The sequence below is a fragment of the Xanthomonas sp. NCPPB 1067 genome (assembly GCF_020783795.1).
Taxonomy (GTDB): domain Bacteria; phylum Pseudomonadota; class Gammaproteobacteria; order Xanthomonadales; family Xanthomonadaceae; genus Xanthomonas; species Xanthomonas melonis.
This window is the reverse complement of record NZ_JAJGQG010000003.1, coordinates 1-23,143: the sequence shown is the minus strand read 5'-3', so window position 1 is coordinate 23,143 and position 23,143 is coordinate 1. Positions and strand designations below refer to the sequence as shown.

Annotated in this window: 14 protein-coding genes and 1 pseudogene; 7 read left to right on the top strand and 8 right to left on the bottom strand. The window is 61.9% G+C overall.

From position 1 onward, the window contains the following. The first annotated feature begins 126 nt into the window (after positions 1 to 126). From LL962_RS03395 to LL962_RS03380, 4 genes are all read left to right on the top strand, one after another. A complete protein-coding gene (locus LL962_RS03395; RefSeq protein WP_228315911.1) occupies positions 127 to 1,320 on the top strand; it encodes an OprO/OprP family phosphate-selective porin in 1,194 nt (397 codons plus the stop codon). 220 nt (positions 1,321 to 1,540) lie between these two features. Further along, positions 1,541 to 2,869 (top strand): CitMHS family transporter, encoded by a 1,329-nt coding sequence (locus tag LL962_RS03390; RefSeq protein ID WP_228315910.1) that lies wholly within the window; start codon positions 1,541 to 1,543, stop codon positions 2,867 to 2,869. Between the two features lie 123 nt (positions 2,870 to 2,992). Further along, positions 2,993 to 3,733, top strand: coding sequence for an acetoacetyl-CoA reductase (gene phbB / locus LL962_RS03385; RefSeq protein ID WP_104586817.1), 741 nt, complete (start codon positions 2,993 to 2,995; stop codon positions 3,731 to 3,733). A gap of 216 nt (positions 3,734 to 3,949) precedes the next feature. Beyond that, positions 3,950 to 4,981, top strand: coding sequence for a LacI family DNA-binding transcriptional regulator (locus LL962_RS03380; protein ID WP_228315909.1), 1,032 nt, complete (start codon positions 3,950 to 3,952; stop codon positions 4,979 to 4,981). Positions 4,982 to 5,215: 234 nt separating this feature from the next. Here LL962_RS03380 and LL962_RS03375 read toward each other — a convergent pair whose 3' ends face one another. After that, positions 5,216 to 6,541, bottom strand: coding sequence for an MFS transporter (locus tag LL962_RS03375; RefSeq protein ID WP_228315908.1), 1,326 nt, complete (start codon positions 6,539 to 6,541; stop codon positions 5,216 to 5,218). Positions 6,542 to 6,808: 267 nt separating this feature from the next. Here LL962_RS03375 and LL962_RS03370 point away from each other — a divergent pair, with 267 nt between their 5' ends. The 3 genes and pseudogenes from LL962_RS03370 to LL962_RS21030 all read left to right on the top strand — a co-directional run bounded on the left by LL962_RS03370 (position 6,809) and on the right by LL962_RS21030 (position 11,226). Beyond that, complete coding sequence (locus LL962_RS03370) at positions 6,809 to 9,253, top strand: TonB-dependent receptor (RefSeq protein WP_228315907.1); 2,445 nt, start codon at positions 6,809 to 6,811, stop codon at positions 9,251 to 9,253. Positions 9,254 to 9,285: 32 nt separating this feature from the next. Then, positions 9,286 to 11,059, top strand: a pseudogene (locus LL962_RS03365) (alpha-amylase family protein); the annotation flags it as partial. Between the two features lie 2 nt (positions 11,060 to 11,061). Next, positions 11,062 to 11,226 (top strand): hypothetical protein, encoded by a 165-nt coding sequence (locus tag LL962_RS21030; RefSeq protein WP_425509948.1) that lies wholly within the window; start codon positions 11,062 to 11,064, stop codon positions 11,224 to 11,226. A 196-nt stretch (positions 11,227 to 11,422) separates the two neighbouring features. Here LL962_RS21030 and LL962_RS03360 read toward each other — a convergent pair whose 3' ends face one another. The 7 genes from LL962_RS03360 to LL962_RS03320 all read right to left on the bottom strand — a co-directional run bounded on the left by LL962_RS03360 (position 11,423) and on the right by LL962_RS03320 (position 22,991). Then, entirely contained in the window at positions 11,423 to 12,103 is a 681-nt protein-coding gene (locus LL962_RS03360) for a type 1 glutamine amidotransferase domain-containing protein (RefSeq protein ID WP_228316026.1), read from the bottom strand. A 150-nt stretch (positions 12,104 to 12,253) separates the two neighbouring features. After that, the gene (locus LL962_RS03355) at positions 12,254 to 13,516 is read right to left on the bottom strand and encodes a flavohemoglobin expression-modulating QEGLA motif protein (protein ID WP_228315905.1); all 1,263 of its coding nucleotides are present in this window, start codon (positions 13,514 to 13,516) and stop codon (positions 12,254 to 12,256) included. Further along, the gene (rsgA, locus tag LL962_RS03350) at positions 13,516 to 14,607 is read right to left on the bottom strand and encodes a ribosome small subunit-dependent GTPase A (protein ID WP_228315904.1); all 1,092 of its coding nucleotides are present in this window, start codon (positions 14,605 to 14,607) and stop codon (positions 13,516 to 13,518) included. The genes LL962_RS03355 and rsgA overlap by 1 nt, the downstream gene beginning before the upstream one ends. A 125-nt stretch (positions 14,608 to 14,732) precedes the next feature. Then, positions 14,733 to 21,524 (bottom strand): calcium-binding protein, encoded by a 6,792-nt coding sequence (locus LL962_RS03335; RefSeq protein WP_304956879.1) that lies wholly within the window; start codon positions 21,522 to 21,524, stop codon positions 14,733 to 14,735. 29 nt (positions 21,525 to 21,553) lie between these two features. Next, complete coding sequence (locus LL962_RS03330; protein ID WP_228315903.1) at positions 21,554 to 22,159, bottom strand: hypothetical protein; 606 nt, start codon at positions 22,157 to 22,159, stop codon at positions 21,554 to 21,556. Positions 22,160 to 22,293: 134 nt separating this feature from the next. Continuing rightward, positions 22,294 to 22,434: a hypothetical protein gene (locus tag LL962_RS03325; protein WP_167395201.1), complete on the bottom strand. Its 141-nt coding sequence runs from the start codon at positions 22,432 to 22,434 to the stop codon at positions 22,294 to 22,296. A gap of 29 nt (positions 22,435 to 22,463) precedes the next feature. Beyond that, complete coding sequence (locus tag LL962_RS03320) at positions 22,464 to 22,991, bottom strand: hypothetical protein (protein ID WP_228315902.1); 528 nt, start codon at positions 22,989 to 22,991, stop codon at positions 22,464 to 22,466. Positions 22,992 to 23,143: the final 152 nt, after the last annotated feature.

Genomic DNA, 23,143 nt, shown 5'->3' with positions numbered 1-23,143 from the left:
CCCCAATCCCGGCCACCCAACGACAGGTCCATGACAGCTTCGCCCGACTAGGCTGCTGCCAACGCGCCGCAGCGGCTTGTGCGGCGCATCGCCGAACGTGTTTCACACATGTACCTGGGAGGGTCTGTGAGCAACCACACCTTGCGTCTGCGCGCCTGCGCCGCCTGCATGGCGGTAGGCCTGGCACCGGCAGCGCATGCAGCCGATGCCGATGGCCCGATCACCGCCGAGGTGGGTGGGCGCATCCACTGGGATTTCACCGTGTTCGACAACGACGAGCGCGGTACGCCCGAGCGCAACGATACCCAGTTCCGGCGGGCGTGGCTGGACGTGGCCGGCAAGTTCTACGGCGTCAACTACAAGGCCGAAGCCGAATTCGCCGGCCTGCAATACGAACCGGGCAGCCGCGGCATCCTGGCGCGCGATGTGTATCTGGCCAAGAAGTTCTCTGCCGGCACGCTGACCATCGGGCAGTTCAAGCAGTACTTCTCGCTGGACGACCGCACCGGCTCCAACTACGGCCCATTCCTGGAACGCGGCTACGCCTCCACCACGCTGGCGCCGATCTATCGGAAGGCGATTTCCTGGCAGACCAATCGCCCGGATGCGACCTGGTCCACCGCGCTCTACAGCCTGGAAAGCATCGACAATTCGTCCACCAAGGGCAGTGCGCTCGGCACGCGCCTGACCTTTGCACCGGAGATGGGCCAGGCGCGCCTGCGCCATCTGGGTGTCTCGCTGGCGCACGAACGCTACGCGCGCCCCGGCAGCGCCGGCACCGCGCCGCTGCTGATACGCCCGCGTCCGGAGAACGACCTGGCCAACAACAGCCGCATCACCCTGGCACGGTTTGCCGATGGCCGCGATACCGCGTTCGACAAATGGTCGCTGGAATACGCCGAAGTCGTCGGCCCATGGTCGTGGCAGACCGAATTCAGTGGCGGCCTGCTCGACGATGGCAGCCAGCACGCCACGGTGCTGGCCAGCTATGGGCTGGTCAGCTGGTTCGTCACCGGCGAATCGCGCGGCTACGATCGCAAGACCGGGCGTTTCAGCCGCATCGCCACGCCCAACCGCCGCAGCGGTGCCCTCGAACTGGCCTTGCGCTACGACTACATGCGCGGCGATCAACACCTGGACGGCCAGCCCGCCTTCATCGATGCCAGCACGCAATCGTGGACGCTGGGTGGCAACTGGTACTTCAAGCCGAACCTGCGCGTGATGCTCAACGTCATCGACAGCCGCAATCGCGACCGTGCCATGGGCGCGGTGGTCGACCACACGCTCGCGGTCACCGGCCGCTTCCAGTACGACTTCTGATGCGCTGCCTGCCCAACACATCGAAACAGCGGATCACGCCCATGCCGCGCAGTGCAGTCATCGACCTGTCTGCGTCGCAGTCGCATGACGCGATGCGCGATCGCTGCGCAGACGCACGTACGCAAACCGGTCGCTGTGCAGCGCACGCCCATCTTCGTCGCGCACCCCGCACGACGCGTCCCACACTCTCGCTGCTGTACGCCTCAAAGGATTCGCCCGCATGCTGACCGCGCTCGGTTTCGGAATGGTGATCACCTTCATGTACCTGATCATGAGCAAGCGGCTGTCGCCGCTGGTGGCGCTGATCACGGTACCGATCGTCTTCGCATTGCTGGGCGGCTTCGGCACCGGCATCAACGAGATGATGCTCGACGGCATCAAGAAGATCGCGCCCACCGGCGTGATGCTGATGTTCGCCATCCTTTACTTCGGGGTGATGATCGATGCCGGCCTGTTCGATCCGCTGGTCGGACGCATCCTGCGGCTGGTCAAGGGCGATCCGCTCAAGATCGTGATGGGCACGGCGATCCTGGCGATGCTGATCTCTCTCGATGGCGATGGTTCCACCACCTACATGATCACCGTCTCGGCGATGCTGCCGCTGTACCAGCGCCTTGGCATGAACGCGCTCAACATGACCTGCGTGACCATCCTCGCCAGTGGCGTGATGAACCTGACCCCGTGGGGCGGCCCCACCGCGCGTGCGGCCACCGCCCTGCATGTGGATCCGGCCGACGTGTTCGTGCCGCTGGTGCCGGCCATGCTGGTGGCCATCGCCGGCATCCTCGCGCTGGCGTGGTATCTGGGCATGCGCGAGCGCCGCCGCCTGGGCGTGGTGCACCTGCCAACCGATGGCAACTGGCTGGAAACCAGCCTGCCCGACGACAACGATGCACTGCCGCGCGTGGAGGAGACCGACGACGTCAAGCGCCCCAAGCTGCTGTGGGTGAACCTGCTGCTGACGCTGGCACTGATGGCGGCGCTGGTGGTGGGCGTGCTGCCGATGCCGGTGTTGTTCATGATCGGCTTCGCGCTGGCGCTGATGATCAACTACCCCAACCTGGCCGAGCAGCGCCGCCGCCTGGTCAACCATGCAGGCAATGTGTTGTCGGTGGTGTCGCTGATTTTCGCTGCCGGCATCTTCACCGGCATCCTGTCCAACACCGGCATGGTCGAAGCGATGTCGCGCAGTTTTCTCGCCATCATTCCCGACAGCTGGGGCCCGTACCTAGCGGTGATCACCGCCATCGTCAGCATGCCGTTTACGTTCTTCATGTCCAACGACGCGTTCTATTTCGGCGTGCTGCCGATCCTGTCCGAAGCCGCCGGCCACTACGGCATCACTCCGGTGGAAATGGCGCGCGCTTCGCTCGCCGGCCAGCCGGTGCATCTGCTCAGTCCCCTGGTGCCCTCGACCTACCTGCTGGTCGGCATGGCCAAGGTCGATTTCGCCGACCACCAGCGCTTCACGCTGAAGTGGGCGGTGCTGATTTCGATGCTGATGCTGGGCGGCGGATTGGTGTTTGGCCTGTTTCCGTTGGCGCGCTGACCGCCGCCGGGATTCGGCATTCGGCATTCGGGATTGGGGATTCGCAAGAGCGAATACCGATGCCCGCCGTTGCCAATCCCATCATCCCCAATCCCGAATCCCAATTCCGAAGGAGTGACACCAATGACGCTTCGCATCGCATACGTCACCAGCGGCATGGGCAGTGTCGGCACCGCGATCTGCCAGAGGCTGGCGCGCAGCGGGCATACCGTGGTGGCCGGCTGCGGCCCCAACTCGCCGCGCAAGTCGGCCTGGCTGCGCGAGCAGCGGGAACAGGGCTTCGACTTCGTTGCCTCCGAAGGCAATGCCGCCGATTGGGACTCCACCGTGGCCGCGTTCGCCAAGGTCAAGGCCGAGGTCGGCGAGATCGATGTGCTGGTCAACAACGCCGGCGGTAGCCGCGATACCCTGTTCCGGCAGATGAGCCGCGACGACTGGAATGCGGTGATCGCCAGCAACCTGCATTCGCTGTTCAACATCACCAAGCAGGTGGTCGATGGCATGACGGCGCGCGGCTGGGGACGCATCGTCAACATCGGCTCGGTCAGCGCGCACAAGGGGCAGATCGGGCAGATCAACTTCGCCACCGCCAAGGCGGCCATGCACGGCTTCAGCCGGGCACTGGCGCAGGAAGTCGCCTCGCGCGGGGTCACCGTCAACACCATCTCGCCCGGCTACATCGCCAGTGCGTCGATCAGCAGCTTCCCGCCGGACGTCCTCGACCGCTTGGCCACCTCGGTGCCGGTGCGCCGCCTGGGCAAGCCCGCCGAGGTGGCCGGCCTGTGCGCCTGGCTGGCCTCCGACGATGCGGCCTATGTGACCGGCGCCGACTACGCGGTCAACGGCGGCCTGTATATGGGCTGAGCAGGCGCACGCCCGCCTGCAGTGCTGCCAGACGCGCCCTCCCGCATGGCTCGCTGCCCGCCTGCCGACCATGTCCGGCGCCGGGTCCCCGTGTGCGCGGCAGCGACATCCGTGCGCGTTGGCGCCTCGCCCGCCCGCACAAGCGGCCGCCACTGCGCGAACGACCCGCCTGCAATGCGAACTGATTACACTCTGGCTTTTCCGCAGTGCGCTGCCATGGCCAAACCTTCAGAACGCACCACGCCGAATGCTCGCCCGCAGATGGCCGACATCGCCCGCATGGCGGGTGTGTCCGAATCCACCGTATCGCGCGCATTGGCTGGTAGCCCTGTGGTGGCCGAGCGCACCCGCGCCTACATCAAGCAGATCGCCACCGAGGCCGGCTACCAGGTCGATCCGGTGGCGCGCAGCCTGCGCGCCAAGCGCTCCAACACGGTGAGCGTGGCGGTGCCGATGATGCACGCGCTGGATCAACCGCTGTCGGACCCGTTCCTGATGACCATGCTGGCGCTGCTGGCCGAAGAGCTCACCGGGCGCGGCTACAGCATGCTGCTGTCCAAACTCGACCGCCACCAGGATGGCTGGGTGGAACAGCTGGCGCGCGGCAACCGTTCCGACGGGGTGATCGTGCTGGGGCAGAGCTCCGAACATGCGGCACTGGACCAGGCCGCGCGCGAGGGCCTGCCGCTGGCCGTGTGGGGCAGCCGCATCGATGGGCAGGCCTACATCAGCGTGGGCAGCGACAACTTCCAGGGCGGCGCCCTCGCCACCGAGCACCTGATCGCCAGCGGCCGCCGACGCATCGCCTTCCTCGGCGACGACCAGCTCCCCGAAGTGGCCCCGCGCTTTGCCGGCTATCGCCACGCATTGGAACGGCACGGCTTGGAATTCGACACGCGGCTGCATGCGCGCAGCCATTTCGTCAGCGAAAATGCCTACCGCCTCACGCGCGCCATGCTCAAGAAGACCGATCCCCCCGACGGCCTGTTCGCCGCCTCGGACCTCATCGCGGTGGGCGCCATCCGCGCCCTGGTCGAAGCCGGCCACCGCGTGCCGCAGGACATCTCGCTGGTGGGTTTCGACGACATCCCGCTGGCCGCCTACAGCCAGCCACCGCTGACCACGGTGCGGCAGGATCTCAACCTGGCCGCACGCCTGCTGGTGGACCGCCTGCTCGCCTTGATCGCCGGCGAGCCGGTGCAGTCGGTGGAAATGCCGGTGAAGCTGATGGTGCGCGAGTCGGCTTGAGGCGGGGATTCGGGATTCGGGATTCGGGATTCGGGATTGGGGATTGGGGATTGGGGATTGGGGATTGGGAGATGCCAGACCGGCAATCCGCTTCCTTCTCCCGCCTGCGGGAGAAGGTGCCCGAAGGGCGGATGAGGGCCGGCGGCCAGCCGATCCACCGTACTCGCCCCCCAGGCAACCCGGCAGGCACGCGCGTGTGGCATCTTCGGCAGCCAGCGATGTCAGCCCCGCATGCTACGCCCCTGCCGGGATCGTCCCCGGCTTGCGGACCCGTACGCACAGCATCGCCACCGCCGCGGCCAGCATCAGCGCGCCAGCCAGGCGGATCACATTGCGCGGGTCGCCATGCAATAGCCGCTCGTAATACAGCGGCAAGGTCACGATCTGGATCAGCATCGGCAATACGATGAACAGATTGAACAGCCCCATGTACACGCCGGTGCGCTCGGCCGGAATGCTGTCGGCCAGCATCAGGTACGGGTTGCCCATCATGCTGGCCCAGGCCAGGCCGATGCCGATCATCGGCAACAGCAACAGCCAGCGGCTCTCGATACCCGGCAGCATCCACATGCCGATGCCGGCTGCCACCAGACAGGCGGCATGGGTGTACTTGGGGCCGAAGCGGCGGACCACCGGCACCATCGCGAAGGCCGCCAGAAACGCGACGAAATTGTAGAAACCGCCGATCTGCCCGTTGACCAGGCCCGCCTCGCGGAAACCGTGCGAGTTCGCATCGGTGGTGCCGAACAAGGTGGTCGACAGCGACAGCACGATGTATTGCCAGTAGCAGAAGATCGCATACCACTGGAACAGCATCACCGGCGCCAGCTGGCGCATGGTCGGCGGCATCGCACGCAGCGCACCGCCGATTTCGCGCACCACCGCACCCAGGCCGGCGCCGCACTGGCGCAGGCGGGCGATCTCGGCCGGCGGGATCACCGGCTCGCGCACGCTGCGCGCTGTCAACAGGATGGAGGCAGCGGAAAACCCAGCACCGATCACGAAGGCCGCGATGGTGACGTAGGGAATGTGATGCGCGTTGGCGGCATCCTGGTTCATGCCCATCCACACCAGCAGCGGCGGGGTGAGATAGGCCAGGGTCTGCGCCAGCCCGGTGAACGCGCTTTGGGTGAGGTAGCCCAACGGACGTTGCGCAGGCGCCAGGACGTCGCTGACCAGCGCACGGTAGGGCTCCATCGCCACGTTGTTGGCCGCATCCAGTATCCACAGCAGGCACACCGCCATCCACAGCGCAGTACTGAAGGGCATGGCGAGCAGGCACAGGCTGCACACCAGCGCCCCCAGCACCATGTACGGCATGCGCCGCCCCCACCGCGTCACCGAGCGATCGCTCCACGCACCCACGAACGGCTGCAGCACCAACCCGGTAATGGGTCCGGCCAGCCACAGGTACGGCAGGCTCGCATGGTCGGCGCCCAGGTAGTTGTAGATCGGGCTCATGTTGCTCTGCTGCAGCCCGAAGCTGTACTGCACGCCGAAGAAGCCGGCGTTGAGCGCCAGGATGCGCATGAAGGAGAACGGAGAGGCAGTCGACGACATGCAGGGCCCAGGGCATCGGTACGGCTCCCAGTGGCCGCATCGCACTGTACCTTGCCGGTCCTGCAATCGATTGTAACGCTGCATTGCAACACAGTCGCTGAGTAGCGCAAGTACCGCCTGAATTTGACTTCAGATGCTGCGCTGCAGGATTGCAATCGATTGTAGACGGGCGTATCACTGCGTTTGCACTGCAGGCCGGACGGCCACTCCCTGGGAGGGATCGATGCAGGCGTCGGCTTACCATCACCTGTGAGAGAGAGAATCGCGATGTCCACCTTGCACACCCTGCGCCTGCACGCCCTGGCCTGCGCGGTCGCCTCGTGCCTGTGCGCGCCTGTCGCGCTGGCCCAGCAGGCCGCCACCACTCCGCCGGCTTCCGACAGCAGCGCGGTCGATCTGGACGCAGTGTTCGTTACCGGCACCTCCACTGCCACGACCAAACTGAAGTCCAGCGTGTCGGTCAGTACGGTCGGTGCCGAGGCGATCGAACAGTCCGCGCCGCGCAGCACGGCTGAAATCTTCCGCAACATCCCCGGCATCCGCTCCGAGTCCAGCGGCGGCGAAGGCAACGCCAACATCGCCGTGCGTGGCTTGCCGGTGGCGTCCGGCGGCGCCAAGTTCCTGCAGCTGCAGGAAGACGGCCTGCCGGTGATGGAGTTCGGCGACATCGCCTTCGGCAACGCCGACATCTTCCTGCGCTCGGATTTCAGCCTGGACCGCATCGAGGCGATCCGCGGTGGTTCGGCGTCCACCTTCACCAGCAACGCGCCCGGCGGCATCATCAACTTCATCAGCAAGACCGGCGACACCGCAGGCGGCAGCGTCGGCGTCAGCCGTGGTCTGGACTACGACAACACCCGCATCGATTTCAATTACGGTGCGCCGTTTGCCGAGCAGTGGCAGTTCAACATCGGCGGCTTCTTCCGCCAGGGCGACGGCGTGCGCGATGCCGGCTACACCACCGACAAGGGCGGCCAGCTCAAGGCCAACCTCACCCGCCTGTTCGACAACGGCTACGTGCGCCTGTACGGCAAATACCTCAACGACCGCGCCGCCGGCTACCTGCCGGTGCCCACCTCCGTGCGCGGCCGCGATGGTGCGCCGGACCTGGGCGGTTTCCCCGGCTTCGATCCCGGCAACGACACCTTGTACAGCCGCAATTTCCGCACCGACGTGGGCCTGGACGGCAACAACCGGCCGCGCCGCACCGACCTGAGCGATGGCATGCACCCGATCTCGCGCACCATCGGCGCCGAGGCCTGGTTCGACCTGGGCAGTGGCTGGAACCTGAGCGAGAAGTTCCGTATCGCCGACAATAGCGGCCGCTTCGTCAGTCCGTTCCCCGCCGAGGTCACCGACGCCGCATCGCTGGCCGCTTCCATCGGCGGTGCCGGTGCGCAGCTGGTGCAGGCCGGCGGTGCCGACGCCGGCCAGGCCTACACCGGCAACGCGATCCGCACGCACCTGTTCAACGTGGCCATCAACGACCTGGGCAACGTCACCAACGACCTCAGCGTCTCGCGCGAGTTCGGTGGCGACGGACGCACGCTCAACCTGCGCATGGGCTATTACAGCTCGCGCCAGACCATCGACATGGACTGGACCTGGAACTCCTACGTGCAGAGCCTGGGCCGCGACTCGCGCCTGCTCAACGTGGTGGATGCCGCCGGCGTGATGCGTTCGCAGAATGGTCTGTACGCCTACGGCACCCCGTTCTGGGGTGATTGCTGCATCACCCGCAGCTACGACGTGCGCTACGACGTCAATGCGCCCTATGTGGCGCTGACCTTCGACAGCGACAGGTTCAGCATCGACGGCAGCCTGCGCTACGACATGGGCGATGCACGCGGCAGCTACAACGGCACCGCCATCGCGCAGAACCTGGACGTCAATGGCGATGGCGTGATCCAGCCGGTGGAACAGCGCGTGGCCACGGTCGACACCGCCAATGCGCGCCCGGTGGACTACGACTGGAATTACCTGTCGTACTCGCTGGGCGGCAATTACCTGATCACCGACGACCTGGGCGCCTTCGCGCGCATCAGCCGCGGCGCGCGCGCCAACGCAGACCGGCTGTTGTTCGGCGTGGTCCGCGACGACGGTTCGGTGTCGTCCGACGAAGGCGTCAACGTGGTGCGCCAGGCCGAAGCCGGCCTGAAGTGGCGCCGCGACGGGCTGAGCCTGTTCGCCACCGCGTTCTCGGCGCGCACCCAGGAACAGAACTTCGAAGTCACCAGCCAGCGTTTCTTCAACCGCAGCTACGAAGCGCATGGCGTGGAGCTGGAAGCCAGCTATCGCTACGGAGGTTTCAACCTCAACGGCGGCCTGACCTGGACCGACGCAGAGATCTCCCGCGACCAGATCACCCCGACGAACACCGGGAACGTGCCGCGTCGCCAGGCCGATGTGGTGTGGCAGCTCACCCCCAGCTACCGCGGCGACGGCTATCAGTTCGGCGTCAACCTGATCGGCACCACCGACGCCTATACGCAGGACTCCAACCAGTTGAAGATGCCTGGCTACACGCAGGTGAACCTGTTCGGCGACTACCGCGTGACCGATGCGCTGACCGTCGCGCTCAACGTCAACAACCTGTTCAACACCTTCGGCCTGACCGAGGCCGAAGAAGCCAGCATCCCGGCCAACGGCATCATTCGCGCGCGCTCGATTGCCGGCCGCACCACCAGCATCAGCCTGCGTTACGACTTCTAAGGATCGGTGCCGGGCGCTGCCCGGCCGCTTTCATGAACACCTCCCCCCTCGATATCACCCCCTGGCGCGCGGCATTTGCCGCACCACTGGATGCACCGCAGGCAAGCGCGCTGCTGGCGCGCTTCGACCACCATGCGCCGCGCCTGCTGACGGCGCTGCACTCGTTATACGGCGAACGCAGCGGCTATGCGCAGTGGCTGACGCGCTGGCTGGGCGCACTGAGCCGCAGCGCACAGCAACGCCCGCAGGCGCTGCAGCAACTGGATGCGACACGTCGGCCCGGCTGGTTCGGCGAACAACACATGCTGGGCTACAGCGCCTATGTGGACCGTTTTGCCGGCTCGCTGCGGGGTGTGTCCGAGCGCGTGCCCTACCTGCAGGAACTGGGAGTGCGCTACCTGCACCTGCTCCCCTTCCTGCGTGCACGCGCCGGCGACAACGACGGCGGCTTTGCGGTCAGCGATTACGGCCAGGTCGACCCCAGTCTTGGCAGCAACGAGGATCTGGTCGCGCTCACCACCCGCTTGCGCGAGGCCGGCATCAGCCTGTGTGCGGACTTCGTGCTCAACCACACTGCCGACGACCACGCCTGGGCACAGGCCGCACGCGCCGGCGATGCACGCTATCTCGATTACTACCATCACTTCGCCGATCGCACCCAGCCCGACCAGTACGAAACCACGCTGGGGCAGGTCTTCCCGCACACCGCACCCGGCAACTTCACCTGGGTGCAGGCCACCGGGCAATGGATGTGGACCACGTTCTATCCGTATCAATGGGATCTGAACTGGAGCAACCCGGCGGTGTTCGGCGAGATGGCGCTGGCGCTACTGCAACTGGCCAACCTGGGCGTGGAAGCCTTTCGCCTGGATTCCACCGCTTATCTGTGGAAGCGCCCCGGCACCAACTGCATGAACCAACCCGAGGCCCACACCCTGCTGGTGGCGCTGCGCGCGGTCGCCGACATCGTGGCGCCCTCGGTGGCGATGAAGGCCGAGGCCATCGTGCCGATGGCCGAATTGCCGCCGTACTTCGGCAGCGGCCCCGACCAGGGCCACGAATGCCATCTGGCCTATCACAGCACCCTGATGGCTGCTGGCTGGTCGGCGCTGGCACTGCAACGCGGCGACATTCTGCACAACGTCATTGCCAACAGCCCGCCGTTGCCGGCCAACTGCGCGTGGCTGAGCTATGTGCGCTGCCACGACGACATCGGCTGGAACGTGCTGCAACACGAAGCCGCAGGCAATGCCGTGCAGCCGCCCTTCTCGTTGCGCGAGGTGGCGCGCTTCTATGCCAACGACGTGCCGGGCAGCTACGCGCGTGGCGAAAGCTTCCAGAGCAGCGGCGATGGGGTGCATGGCACCAACGGCATGACTGCGGCACTGACCGGCATCCAGGCGGCAGTCGAAGACGGCGATGCAGCCGCGCTGACGCTGGCAGTGGACCGGGTGCTGCTGCTCTACGCGCTCGCCCTGGCGATGCCCGGCATACCGCTGATCTACATGGGCGATGAACTCGGCTTGCCCAACGACAGCCACTATCGCGACGACCCGCTACGCCGACATGAAGGCCGCTGGTTGCATCGGCCGGCGATCGACTGGCAGATCGCCGCGCAACGCGAGGATGCAGACAGTGTGAGCGGCAAGGTCTACCGCCGCCTGCGGGCATTGATCCGGCAACGCGCCGCAACGCCCGCATTGGCAGCAGATCAACCCTTGGGGAGCCTCGCGCTGAGCGACCCGTGCCTGTTCGCACTGACGCGTGGCGATCGGTTTATCGCCGTTCACAACTTCAGCGACCGCGCAGTGCAAGCGTATCTTCCGGTCAACGCACAGACGCAATGGAAGTTCAGTGCAGCCACGCAATGCACTACCTCACGCAATGGCGACCACATAGCGACCGAACCGCTGAGCGCAGGGGCACACCTGCATCTTCCGGCTTACGCAGTGCGATGGCTGGAGCGTTGCTGACCGCGAGCCACAACCGGACGAAAGCACCGGCTTGGTCAAGCCCAGATCGCACTCCCTTCCCCCGCCTGCGGGGGAAGGTGCCCGACAGGGCGGATGGGGACAGACACGTAAAGCAGTCCCCTAAAAACCGAAACGCGATCTGCCCACCCAGCACCCGGCGTGGACATACCGGTTACCGCCTTGCCACCGCCCATTCCTAGCGCGCAAGCAACGCCAACAGCGCCTCGGCAGCCTTCTCCGAGGAAGCCGGGTTCTGACCGGTGACCAGGGTGCCATCGGTGACCACGTACTCGCCCCAATCCGCACCTTTTTGATACTTGCCACCGAGCTCGGTCAGCACGTCTTCGACAAGGAACGGCACGATCTTGGTCAGGCCCACGCCCTCTTCCTCACCATTGGTGAAACCGGTGACGCGACGGCCGTTGACCAGCGGCTTGCCGTCGCTACCCTTGACCCGGCGCAGCACGCCCGGCGCATGGCAGACCAGGCCATGCGGTTTGTCGGCCTTGGCGAAGGCCTCGATCAGCGCGATCGAATGCGTATCTTCGGCCAGATCCCACAGCGGGCCATGGCCGCCCGGGTAGAACAACGCATCGAAATCGTCCGCCTTGACGTCTGCCAGACGGTGCGTGCTTGCCAGTGCCTTCTGCGCATCCGGGTCCTGCTTGAAGCGTTTGGTGGCGTCGGTCTGCGCATCGGGCTCGTCGCTCTTCGGATCCAGCGGCGGCTGGCCGCCCTTGGGAGAGGCCAGGGTGATGTCCGCCCCGGCGTCCTTGAACACGTAGTATGGCGCGGCGAATTCCTCCAGCCAGAAACCGGTCTTCTTGCCCGTGTCGCCAAGCTGGTCGTGGGAGGTGAGTACCATCAGGACTTTCATCGCATTGCCTCGCATCATGGCCCACTCGGGCGAGGCAGCCAGTGTGCGGTTCGGCCCGTTGCAGCGTCGTGTAGAGCACGCTGCGCGCACCGCACCGTTCATCAATGTGGGCAATGCATCATCGCGACAGCATCAACGCGCGCCGCCGTATCACACGTTGATCGCCGGCGGCTGCAGCTGATCCATGCGGATGCGATTTGCGAACAACGAGAACGCCAGCATGCCGGCCAGCCCGCTGGCGCGGCTCACCCACGGCGGCAGCCAGCGCGGCGCCACCAGCACGCCGCTGTCGAACAGCGGCGCAAACCGCGCGACATCGCCCAGTGCCATCTTGCCGGCGAACAGATAACGGCAGAGCTGCAGTTGGTCACGTTGCAGGGCGTGGCGGAAGAAGGTGTGCACGGCCACCAGCCCGCGCAGGTACACGGTGTCCTTGGTGAACGCTCCGCCGCCATGGGTGGGGACGCCGCGGAAGACCCGCTGCGCCGAGGAAAAACTCTCCGCGGCGCTCTGCCCGCCGTCGGTGAAATAGCGGAACACCTCGATGAAATCCGCACCCGCACGCGCCATCGCGATCGCTTCGATGCGCATGCTGATGCGCTTCATGCGTTCGATATCGATGCTGCCGGTGATCTGCTCGGCAAAGGTCGCCAGACCTTCCTGTGTCGCGGTGGTGCGCGGCGAGGAAATGCCCAGGCTGGGCAGATACAGCTGCGCGCGCCCGTTGAGCGCGGTGAGCGAATGCACCAGCGCCTCGTGATGGAACAGCTGCGCGCGGTCGTAATCGCTGAAGGTGGCGCCGCTGCGCAGGCGGATGCGGTGCGCGCCTGCGGCCGCCTTGGCGAGCAGGTCCGGATCCAGCGTCACGGTGATCACGCGCCCTTCGAAGAAGCCGTCCAGATCGTTCTGCAACTGCATGCGCAAGGCCGTGGCCGAGACCGGCACCTGCTCTTCCGGGGCCAGCAGTTCGCGATCCAGTTCCTGCGCGATCTGGATGAAGTGCCGCGCCGCTTCGCGCGTGCTCGGGCCGTTGCCCGGCATCGGATCGTCGGGCACGCCGAACAGTTGCGCCGAGTAATCGCTGACCGCCGCCGTGCCCAGCGACTCCAGCAGGCCGGCGGCCAGGTCCCAACTATGGGTCGAATCGATCAGGTAGGCGCCGAGCGGATGGTGCGGATCGGCCGCCTTGGCGATCGCGGCGAGTTCGCGGCGGGTCTCGCCAAAGTCCAGCGCCGGGTAGTCCACCTGCGGCAGCGCCGGCTGCCCGCGCGCCACGCTCTGCAGAAACGGCTCCTGCAATGCGCGCGGCCAGCTTGCCAGGGCCAGCAGGCGCACACCGCGCACGGCCTTGACCAGGCGCGCATCCAGCGCTGCGTGGTGGACGATGTCCGGCGGGCCCTTGCGCGATGGCATCAGCGCCGCCCGGGGCGATCGACGCTGGCCGGGCGCCTGCCCGACCCCTTGCCGCGATTGTTCTGCGCCACGCGGGTGGCAAGCTTCTCCGCCGCGCTGGCCACTTCCACGCGCAGTTTCATGTAGTTGGCCACCCGCTCCGGATCCAGCTCGCCGGCCTCGATCGCCGCCCGCACCGCACAACCCGGCTCGGCGACATGCGCGCAATCGTTGAAGCGGCACTGCGCCGCCAACGCCTCCACATCGGAGAAGCCGCCCTCGGCCAGATCTTCCTCGCCGGTGGGCTTGAGTTCGCGCATGCCGGGCGTATCGATCAGACACGCACCGGTCGGCAGCGGGATCAACGCGCGGTGCGTGGTGGTATGCCGACCGCGCGAATCGTTCTCGCGCACCGCGTTGGTCTTCATCTTCTCGGTGCCCAGCAAGGTGTTGGTCAGGGTGGACTTGCCCGCACCGGACGAGCCCACCAGCACCGCGGTACGGCCATCGCCCAGCCATGGCCGCAGCGCCGCCACGCTGTCCGGATCCCGGGCATTGACCGCGCGCAGCGGGATGTCCTGCGCCTCCAGTTCCTCGAGCACCGCCAACGCATCGTCGGCGTATTCGGTCTGGTCGGCCTTGGTCAGCACCACCACCGGCTGCGCCCCGCCGCCGCCGACCAGCAACAGGTAGCGCTCGATGCGGCGCGGATTGAAGTCCGCATCCAGCCCGCACACGATGAACACCGTATCGATATTGGCCGCGATCACCTGCTGGTGGTAATGCTCACCGGCCGCCCCGCGCTTGATCGACGTGCGCCGCGGCAGCAGCGCCACGATGCGCCTGCCCTCCATCAGCACCCAATCGCCCACCGCCGCCCGCTCATGGCTGGGAAAGCGCGGTCGCTGCCACTCCGGCAGCGACTCGGCCTTCAGGCCCGCCTCCGGCGCATCGGCCACCACATAGCCGGTGCGATGCTGCTCCACCACCCGCGCCGGTAACGCCTGCGGGTGCGCAGCAAAGAGCGCCTGCCAGGCCGCCTCCTCCGGCGGCCCAGGCCAGGGCCAGCCGATGGATTGAAGGGTGGGGTAATCAGGGGAAGGCGTGTTCATGGGGGGATTCTACGCTCACTGCCATTTGCGACATCCACCACCGATCAGCGCCAATGGATTACAGCCCACACCCCGCAAGCCCGTCCTGATGTTTGCGGGGTATGGATTCAGCAACAAGCTGACCGTCAGACAGCAGCAATCAGGAGATGTGGCTGATTGCCGCGTTCGCCCCAGGTCTGCACATAGACCTCATTACCCGTTTCGCCCTGGGACATCGCACCAATCAACTGACTCAATTCCGCCCCACCGACCAAGCTGTCCACTTGATCTGCGCTGAGCTCCATCCGGTTCTTGTCGTGCAGACGGTCGACACGATTGGCGGCGTCCGCGTACCAGTCCTTGAACGTCAAACTACCGGACTGGTCGTTCAGTATTGCAACTATGTCATCGCCCACTCGGGTGAAGCTGAATTGATCGAAGCCTGCACCGTCCACCTGCAGCATATCGTCACCATAAGCATCGACATTGACGATGGTGTCGTGGCCTTGCCCAGCGGTGTAGCCATAAAAGTCATCGCCATCACCGCCAACCAACGTGTCGTCCCCATCGTTGCCATCCAGATCGTCACCACCATCGCCCCCATATAGAACGTCGCGGCCGGCACCGCCATAGATGGTGTCATAGTCTCCCAAGCCGCTCAGCACATTGTCTTGGGCGTTCCCGCGCAACCAATTTCTAGAATCATTCCCAGTACCGTTGACGGCGGCGCCAATCAGGATCAGCGACTCCAGGTCTCCATTCAAAGTGAAATCGATACTGGCGGCCACCGTGTCGCCATTGCGATCAGGGTGTTCACTCATTGCGGGAATGCCAGGCGCTGCCAACTCGCCGGCATAGGATGCCGTCGCGTTGCTCGAGAACTGCATTGCCATTGGGAATGAAGGGGCCTCGCCCTCGGTTTCGACGATGACATCACCAAGACTGTCGACATAGTAGAGATCATTTCCACTACCTCCTTCCATGCGATCGGCGCCGGACCCACCAATAAGCGTGTCGTCACCCCACGCACCGATCAAGGTGTCATTCCCCGCTCCACCATCCATCCAGTCGGCTTGGTAAGAATAATCGCCCACGGCCGCCGCGGTCAGGATATTGGCTCCTGCATTGCCCTGCAGGCTGTTGGATTTTCCATTCCCGGTCCCGTTGAGATCGGCAGACCCATCGAGGATCAACTGCTGCAAGTTCACGCCGAGCGTGTAGTCGATACTGCTGATCACCGTATTGATGTCTGTCCGCCAAAAATCTTCAAATCCGCTGTTGTATCCATCATCGAAAATGGAGTCACCAGCATCATCTACCACGTAGATATCGCCTCCCCTTCCCCCGCGCATCACATCTGCACCGGCACCACCGTCGAGTAGATCATCACCGCTTTCGCCTTCCAATTGGTCGTTACCATCCAACCCGAACAGCCGATCATTGCCGATGTTTCCACGCAAGATGTCGCCGGTGGCAGTCCCGTTCAAGGTCAGGTCGGGGTTCACGGCACTGGCACGCACCCATGCGGAATCCCAGACAGTTCCGTTGGCGAAGACCATCGATTCGATCGCTGCCATGCCACTTTCACTGAAGAATCCAATGATGGTGAGCGGCGATTGACCCTCCACATACATCTGCAAGTCATCGCCCAGCTTGTAGAGGGTGAAATCGCTTGGGGATAGGTCATCGTTGAAAATTATCCGATCTGTTCCGCCGTGGTCTTGTATCGCCTGGATTCCATAGCCCTTGCCGAACACGTAGGTATCTCCGGCATTACCGCCGGAAATGTGTACATCACCTGGCCCGAGATCGAACCAGGTGGCTCCCGCCATTTCATAATGATGATCACGCGCAGCACTCTGAATGCCGATGACGTAGCCGCCAGTATCATAGAAATTGGTATAGCTCGAACCGCCGATGTTGACTTCGATAGGTTCGAGAGGTGCACCAAGTTTTTTCAGAATTTCGTCTTGATCCCAGATATTGCCATCGGCGAAGCGCAAACCATTTATCGCCCCCCCACTCCCCCATTGTTCGGCTGTCAGAAAATGACCCAACGCCATCAATCGGTCGGTGTAGCCATCGATATCGATCACCAAAGCATCACCCGAGCGCGCGAGGCGGATGTTTTCCGTGGTAATTCCTTCACCAAGCTCAATCAAATCGTGGCCGGGCTCCTCTGTACGCCAATTACTAACGAAATCCAGTCCCGAGCCAATGCCAAAGCGATAAACGTCATTCCCGGCACCACCATTCACAATATCCGAACCACCGCCTCCCACCAGAATATCGTCACCCGCACCACCTGACAAGCTATCATTTCCGGCGCCACCGAAGATGACGTCATCATTCTCCAGCCCTTGGACAATATCATTACCTAAACCAGAATCGATAAATTCATCGCCCGGATAGAATACAATAATATTGTCGTTACGATACGACCCTCGCATTGATTGATAAAATATCTCCTGTGCATCCCATACAGTGCCATCAGCAAATACGACCTGCTCGATCAAATCAAAAGTAAGAACCCCCGAAGATTGATAATAGTAAAATCCTTCCAATGCAATGGAGTCACCGGTCCCTTCAATGACGACTTGCAAAGAACCGCCATAAATATCGTCGTTATAGAAGATGATATCTTCTTTCAGAACACTGGCATCGAACCTAAGCGTGTCGATGTCATCGAACTGCGGCAGACCCCGGTGCCAACCACCTTTTTCATGGATGAAGTCGCGACCGTAACCGCGGCCAAACTCGTAGGTATCCCCACCCCAACCTCCATAAAGTGCATCGCTACCTGCTCCACCATTCAGGATATCAGTGTCATCCCCACCACTGATTGAGTCATTGCCTGCGCCACCTATAAGAATATCGTTTCCGTCATCCCCATAAATAAAGTCATCACCCTCCCCGCCGTCCAGATAGTCGTCACCCCCCGCATCTAACTGCCAATAATAATAAACGTGGAGAAAGTCCCCTCTCAGCGTATCCTGGCCGTTTCCACCATAAATTCTATCGTTCCCCAACATTCCAACTAGACGATCATCGCCGTCATATCCGTAAATCTCATCGTCCCACGAATTTCCTTCAATCTCATCCGCACCGCGCCACAACATTTCTGGCAAAAGCTCGCTGCCGTCGGCCAGCAAGATACGTGCGGTCGGCCCATTTGCACCAGCATACCCCTCAATGGCGAGGCTCTGGCCAGTCTCGATAACGGTCATTATCAGAGCGCCATTCTTGAGCGCGTAGCGCATACCTTCTGGTCTGGCGATATCAACTAGCTGTACCTGCCGAACATCGGCAGCGGGGTCGAAGGCGATGCTGTCGTTACCGTAGCCGGTACCGTAACGAAAAACGTCGGCGCCCGCTCCGCCGGACAGATGGTCGTCGCCAGCTCCACCATCGAGAAGATCGTCGCCGTCGCCGCCTTCGAGCAGGTCATCTCCGCCACCACCGAATACAAGATCGTTGCCGGTTCCGCCATTGAGCGAATCATTGCCTTCCTGGCCGTACAGTCTGTCGTTACCCGCCTCGCCGTACAGTTCGTCGTCCTGGTCGCTGCCTTGCAACTCATCATCGCCCGCAGTACCACCGCCAAGTAAGCTCAGAGCTTCAGCTCGATCCATCGTCGAGCCATCGCCAAACACGATCCGGTGCCTGCCGCTGTCGCGCGCAAGAAAACCTTCCAGGCGAACCGATTGGTCTGTACTGAATGTCATTACCAGCGCGTTCCCACTGCGCCGGAACGTCGCCTGATTTCGCGACAATCCGCTTAGCGCGATGGTGTCGCTTCCCGCCGATTGGCTACCCAAACCAATCACCTCATCATGACCATCACCGGCCCTGATCAGGTAAGTGTCGTTTCCTTCTGCACCGATGAGGGTGTCGTTGCCGGTGCCACCGTCGAGTTGATCGTCGCCCCGGCCACCGTCGAGGTAGTCATCGCCCGTGTTGCCAGAGAGCTTGTCGTTGCCGGCGAAATTGCCGACCTGATCGTCGCCGTAGAGGCTGTCATTGCCTTCGCCGCCGACCAACTGATCGTTGCCGCCCATGCCGAGAACCGTGTCGTCCCCAAGACCGCCATTGATCGTATCGTTGCCCTGCTCGCTTTCCGGGGCATCGAAATCGTCGCCGACAATAAGGTCGTAGCCTGTGCCGCCGTTGATGACGTCTGCACCAGCGCCCCCCAGCAAGGTGTCGGCATCATCGCCACCGTCGATAACATCATCGCCGCCCTGTCCATTGATCCAATCCATGCCAACACCGCCGCTGATGCGATCAGCGCCATGGAATTGGAGACCCAACTGGCCGACCACGAAGTCACCGTAGATGGTGTCGTTGCCCGCATCGCCAGAGATCGTGTCGTTGCCGCCGCCACCCCAGATCTGATCCTGGCCGTCACCGCCATGCAGGCTGTCGTTACCCTGGCGAGACGGGTCCATCCCCACGGTATCGCCAAGAAGGACATCGTCGTCCTGGCCGCCCCAGATCTGGTCGTTACCGCCGTCGCCCCGCAACTCGTCGTTGCCGGCACCGCCATCGATGATGTCATCGCCGTCGGCACGCGCTGCAGACGACAAATTGGCAACCTCTTCGCCTGCAAGGACGCCGTTGATCCGATCCCCGAAGATCAGGTCGTCGCCGTCGTTGCCCGTCAGAATATCGCTGTCATGTCCGCCGGAGATCACGTCGTTGCCGATGCCGCCGCCGACAATATCGTTGCCCTCTCCGCTCATGATCAGATCCGAACCGCCGCCACCGTCGATGACGTCGCCACCATCGGCGAATAGTTCCGGGTCGGGGAAGAACGACGGCCCACCGTTCCGGACGGTGCCGACCAACCCCAGAAAGACGTCTTCATAGTAGGTGCGCGCATCTTCCGCATTGCCGCTGCGCAGACCGACCATGAAACCCACACCACTGGCCAACATCCTGTCGGTGGGCGGATCGCCGATCCAGCGATCCAGATTACGCGCCGTCCTGGCCACTTCGACGATGAAATCGTTGCCATCGCCACCATTGATGATGTCGCTGCCAGATCCGCCATTGATGACATCGATACCGCCAGCGGCGTCGATGGCATCATCGCCGAAACCCGTATAGAACGCCTCTGCCTCTTCATTACCTTGAAAGACGCCATTGATGCTGGCACCTTCTGGCGTCAGATCGCCATCCCACTTCGTGCCCGATGGTGGCAGAACACCTATCTCTCCGCCGAGAGAAATTCCTAATTGGCCGTTCTGCCACCGCTCGACATGGATCGTGTCGCCGCTAAGCAGATTGGTGATAATTAATCTATGGACCGGATCCACAATCATGGTCAATCGCAAGTTACCGGTGGAATCGGCCCACGTCGTCTCCGTCAGGCGGACACCTGCCGTCACTGCTACGTTGTCGACATACACAGCGCCATCGCCGCCGCTGTCGTAGATGCGGTCTGCACTGACTAGAAGGGATTCGTTGGTAAGAAAGCGGTATGTGTCGAATCCAGCGCCACCGTACAGGAGATCATCGCCCGATCCACCACTGATATCGTCGTCGCCGTTGCCACCCAGGACCAGATCGTCGCCGCCGCCAACTGCGATGGTGTTGTTGCCGTGCAGAGCCACCACAACGTCCGAGCGAACGTCGAAATCGGAACCGACGTAGCGCATGGCGGCACCATCCTGAACGCCCCAGCGTGCACGCTCCAGAAGATTCATATCGAGGGCAAGATTTTGTGTTCTTGCAGAGACGTATTGGCTGAGTGATTCGATGCCTCGCTTCCGTTGGTCGCCGAGTGCTTCCGCATCGAAAACGATGTAGCCGTTACCGCGCGTCAGAACTTCGGTGAGCCAACCGGTGAATTTTTTATCGGGCGTTCTACCATTCGCCTGTTGATAGATTCCGGCGAGCAAGACGTCTACCAAGGCACCCGCCAAATTAATATGTTTTTCAACGCCATTTTCATGGATCACAAATGAATTTTCCGCTCCACGCAAATTCGTGGCGGCGATTTTCGCCAGGTCAGCCGCAAGCGTATCTAGCGAAGATTCCCCTGAAAGTTGGCGCTGCACCAACAATTCCAACAACGTGCTGTCTCTATCGTTTTCGGGAGATATGTTTTTATACGCACCCTCAAAAATTCTTGGTAGCAGCTCTTTGTAACTCGTGGAAGCCTGAAGAAAATTTTCGGAACTCATGAACCCGGCGAGCAGTGTCATTGAGTGGAGATTGACGGCTCTTGAGAAATCAGCGCCAATGCTACCTCCCCACCCAAAGAGATCTTCTGCCTGGGGATCTAATACAATCGGACTTCCATTATTTATCTTGAATGCATTGTCAGTTACGTAGCTAAGCACCTCTCCCGCAACCACGATCTGCTGCACATTGGCTTTCCGCGCGTTGTACTCAAGCTGATCGTAATCTCGGAACGACTGCGGGATATCATACCCAGCAACTTCCAATATAGTCTCGTATGCCTCGTACGTAAATGAAGCCGCCGACAACTCAAACGGCGCTTGGTCGAAGACAATCGCCTTCTTATCGAAATAGACTGCCATCAACGAAGCAAGGCCACCACCGAGAGAATGGCCGGTAAAACTGGTCTTGGCCGGATCCACATTTTGCAGCTTAAGGACCTCCAGATAGAAGACGGTCGCCTCTAATGACTGAGAGATTGTCCCCAGGCCCGCCGGAATATTGCCCGACAGCCAATCGTTCACCGTGGCTCCTTCTTCGTTGGTCGTCCCTGCATACGAAACGACCACCTCACCGGTAGCTACGTTCCTGTAGGCCCGGGCCATGAAGCCTGTCACGGATACGGATTCGGCGATCTGCGTCCAACCATCCGGAAGCTGAAGCGTATTCAGCTCGGTCCTGACACTTGATTTAGCTCCATACACATTCGCCGCCAACAATGCATAATCAAGCTGTGCCTTGCTAAAATCCATGGCATACCATCCTTTTAATGTTTAGGTAGTTATTTACAAACCGCGTAATCGCGCTTTTTATAAAATTCGGAAATCAGTTTTGGAGGGCCTGAACTGGGCTGTCCTGTTACGTAAGCAATATCATCCCAGGATAGATAAGTCACGGGCCTGTCTGCATGACGAAAGCCCCAGTTACCCGTTCCCGACAAATTGATGCCCATCCGTTCGATAGGTGCGTCGTGTTGGTCAATCTTCTGCATCACGCCCTTTCGCCAGCGATAGACATTGATCAGATAGGAACCCGCAGGCTTGCCGACACAAAACACTTCGGCTGTTTCGTTGGCATGAACGACCAGATATGCGTCACCTTGAATAATATCAAAAGACCCCATACTACTCGCGCCTCTCATCCCTGAATTTTTTGTTGACCAAAAAACTTTCAATGGGGCATAGCTTATTTCTTGATAGATAGGGGGGCCATCATTGCTATTAGGAAAACCGCTCTTCAGTGCTACCGAATACCGATCCACATCGATACGACGCCCATCGCTAAGCCACACCTGCTCCTTCCAGCGCATGGTGTCCTTATTGCTGCAACCACTCAACACCGCAGCCATTACCAGCCCCCCAACTACTACCCATCCGCGCATCGTCATCGCATCGCCCTCGTTAAATCCTTCTTGTGAAACAGCTCATACACTGCACGCGGGTAACCCAAAATGTACTTGCGAAATACCTACCGCATTGCGCAAGCGCACTTCATGGTTGCAACAAATCCTGGACATCAATCCTACCCCTTAAACGATTCGGCGATCTGGCTCCAAGCACCAAGAAGCCGAAGCGTATTCAGATCGGTCCTGACACTTGATTTAGCTCCATACACATTCGCTGCCAACAATGCATAATCGAGCTGCAGTTGATTGAATTCCATGAATCTCCACTCCTTTTTTGAATTTTAATTCACTGGCAAATTGCGTGTTTACGATCACTGTAGAACTCAGAAATTCGCATCGGCGGCCCGGCACTTCTTTGTCCCGTTACATAGGAGATATCATCCCAGGACAGATAGGTCACAGGTCTATCGGCATGACGAAAGCCCCAATTCCCGGTTCCCGACAGATTGATACTCATGCGCTCGATAGGCGCTTCACGCTGATCAATCTTCTGCATCACACCCTTCCGCCAGCGATAGACATTGATCAGATAGGAACCCGGATGCTTGCCGACACAAAACTTTTCAGCATCTTCACTAGCATACACAACCAGATAAGCGTCACCTTGGATAACATCGAAAGATCGCAGGCTAGTTGCTCCTTCCATACCGGCACCCTTGGTTGACCAGTGCACACCCAATGGCGCGTAGGTTATTTCCTGGTAAATAGGCGGCCCATCGGTCGAGTTGGGAAAGCCACTCTTCAGAGCTACTGAATATCGATCCACATCAATGCGACGCCCATCGCTGAGCCACACCTGCTCCTTCCAGCGCATTGTGTCTTTGTTGCTGAAACCGCTCAACAAGGCGGCAGACATCAGTCCAGCAACCATCGCCCACCTACACATCTTCATCGCGCCGCACCTCGTTGATTACTTCTTTTTAAAATTAACCAGCACTCAGACCAGTCCAGCGAAAGTGCATTCAC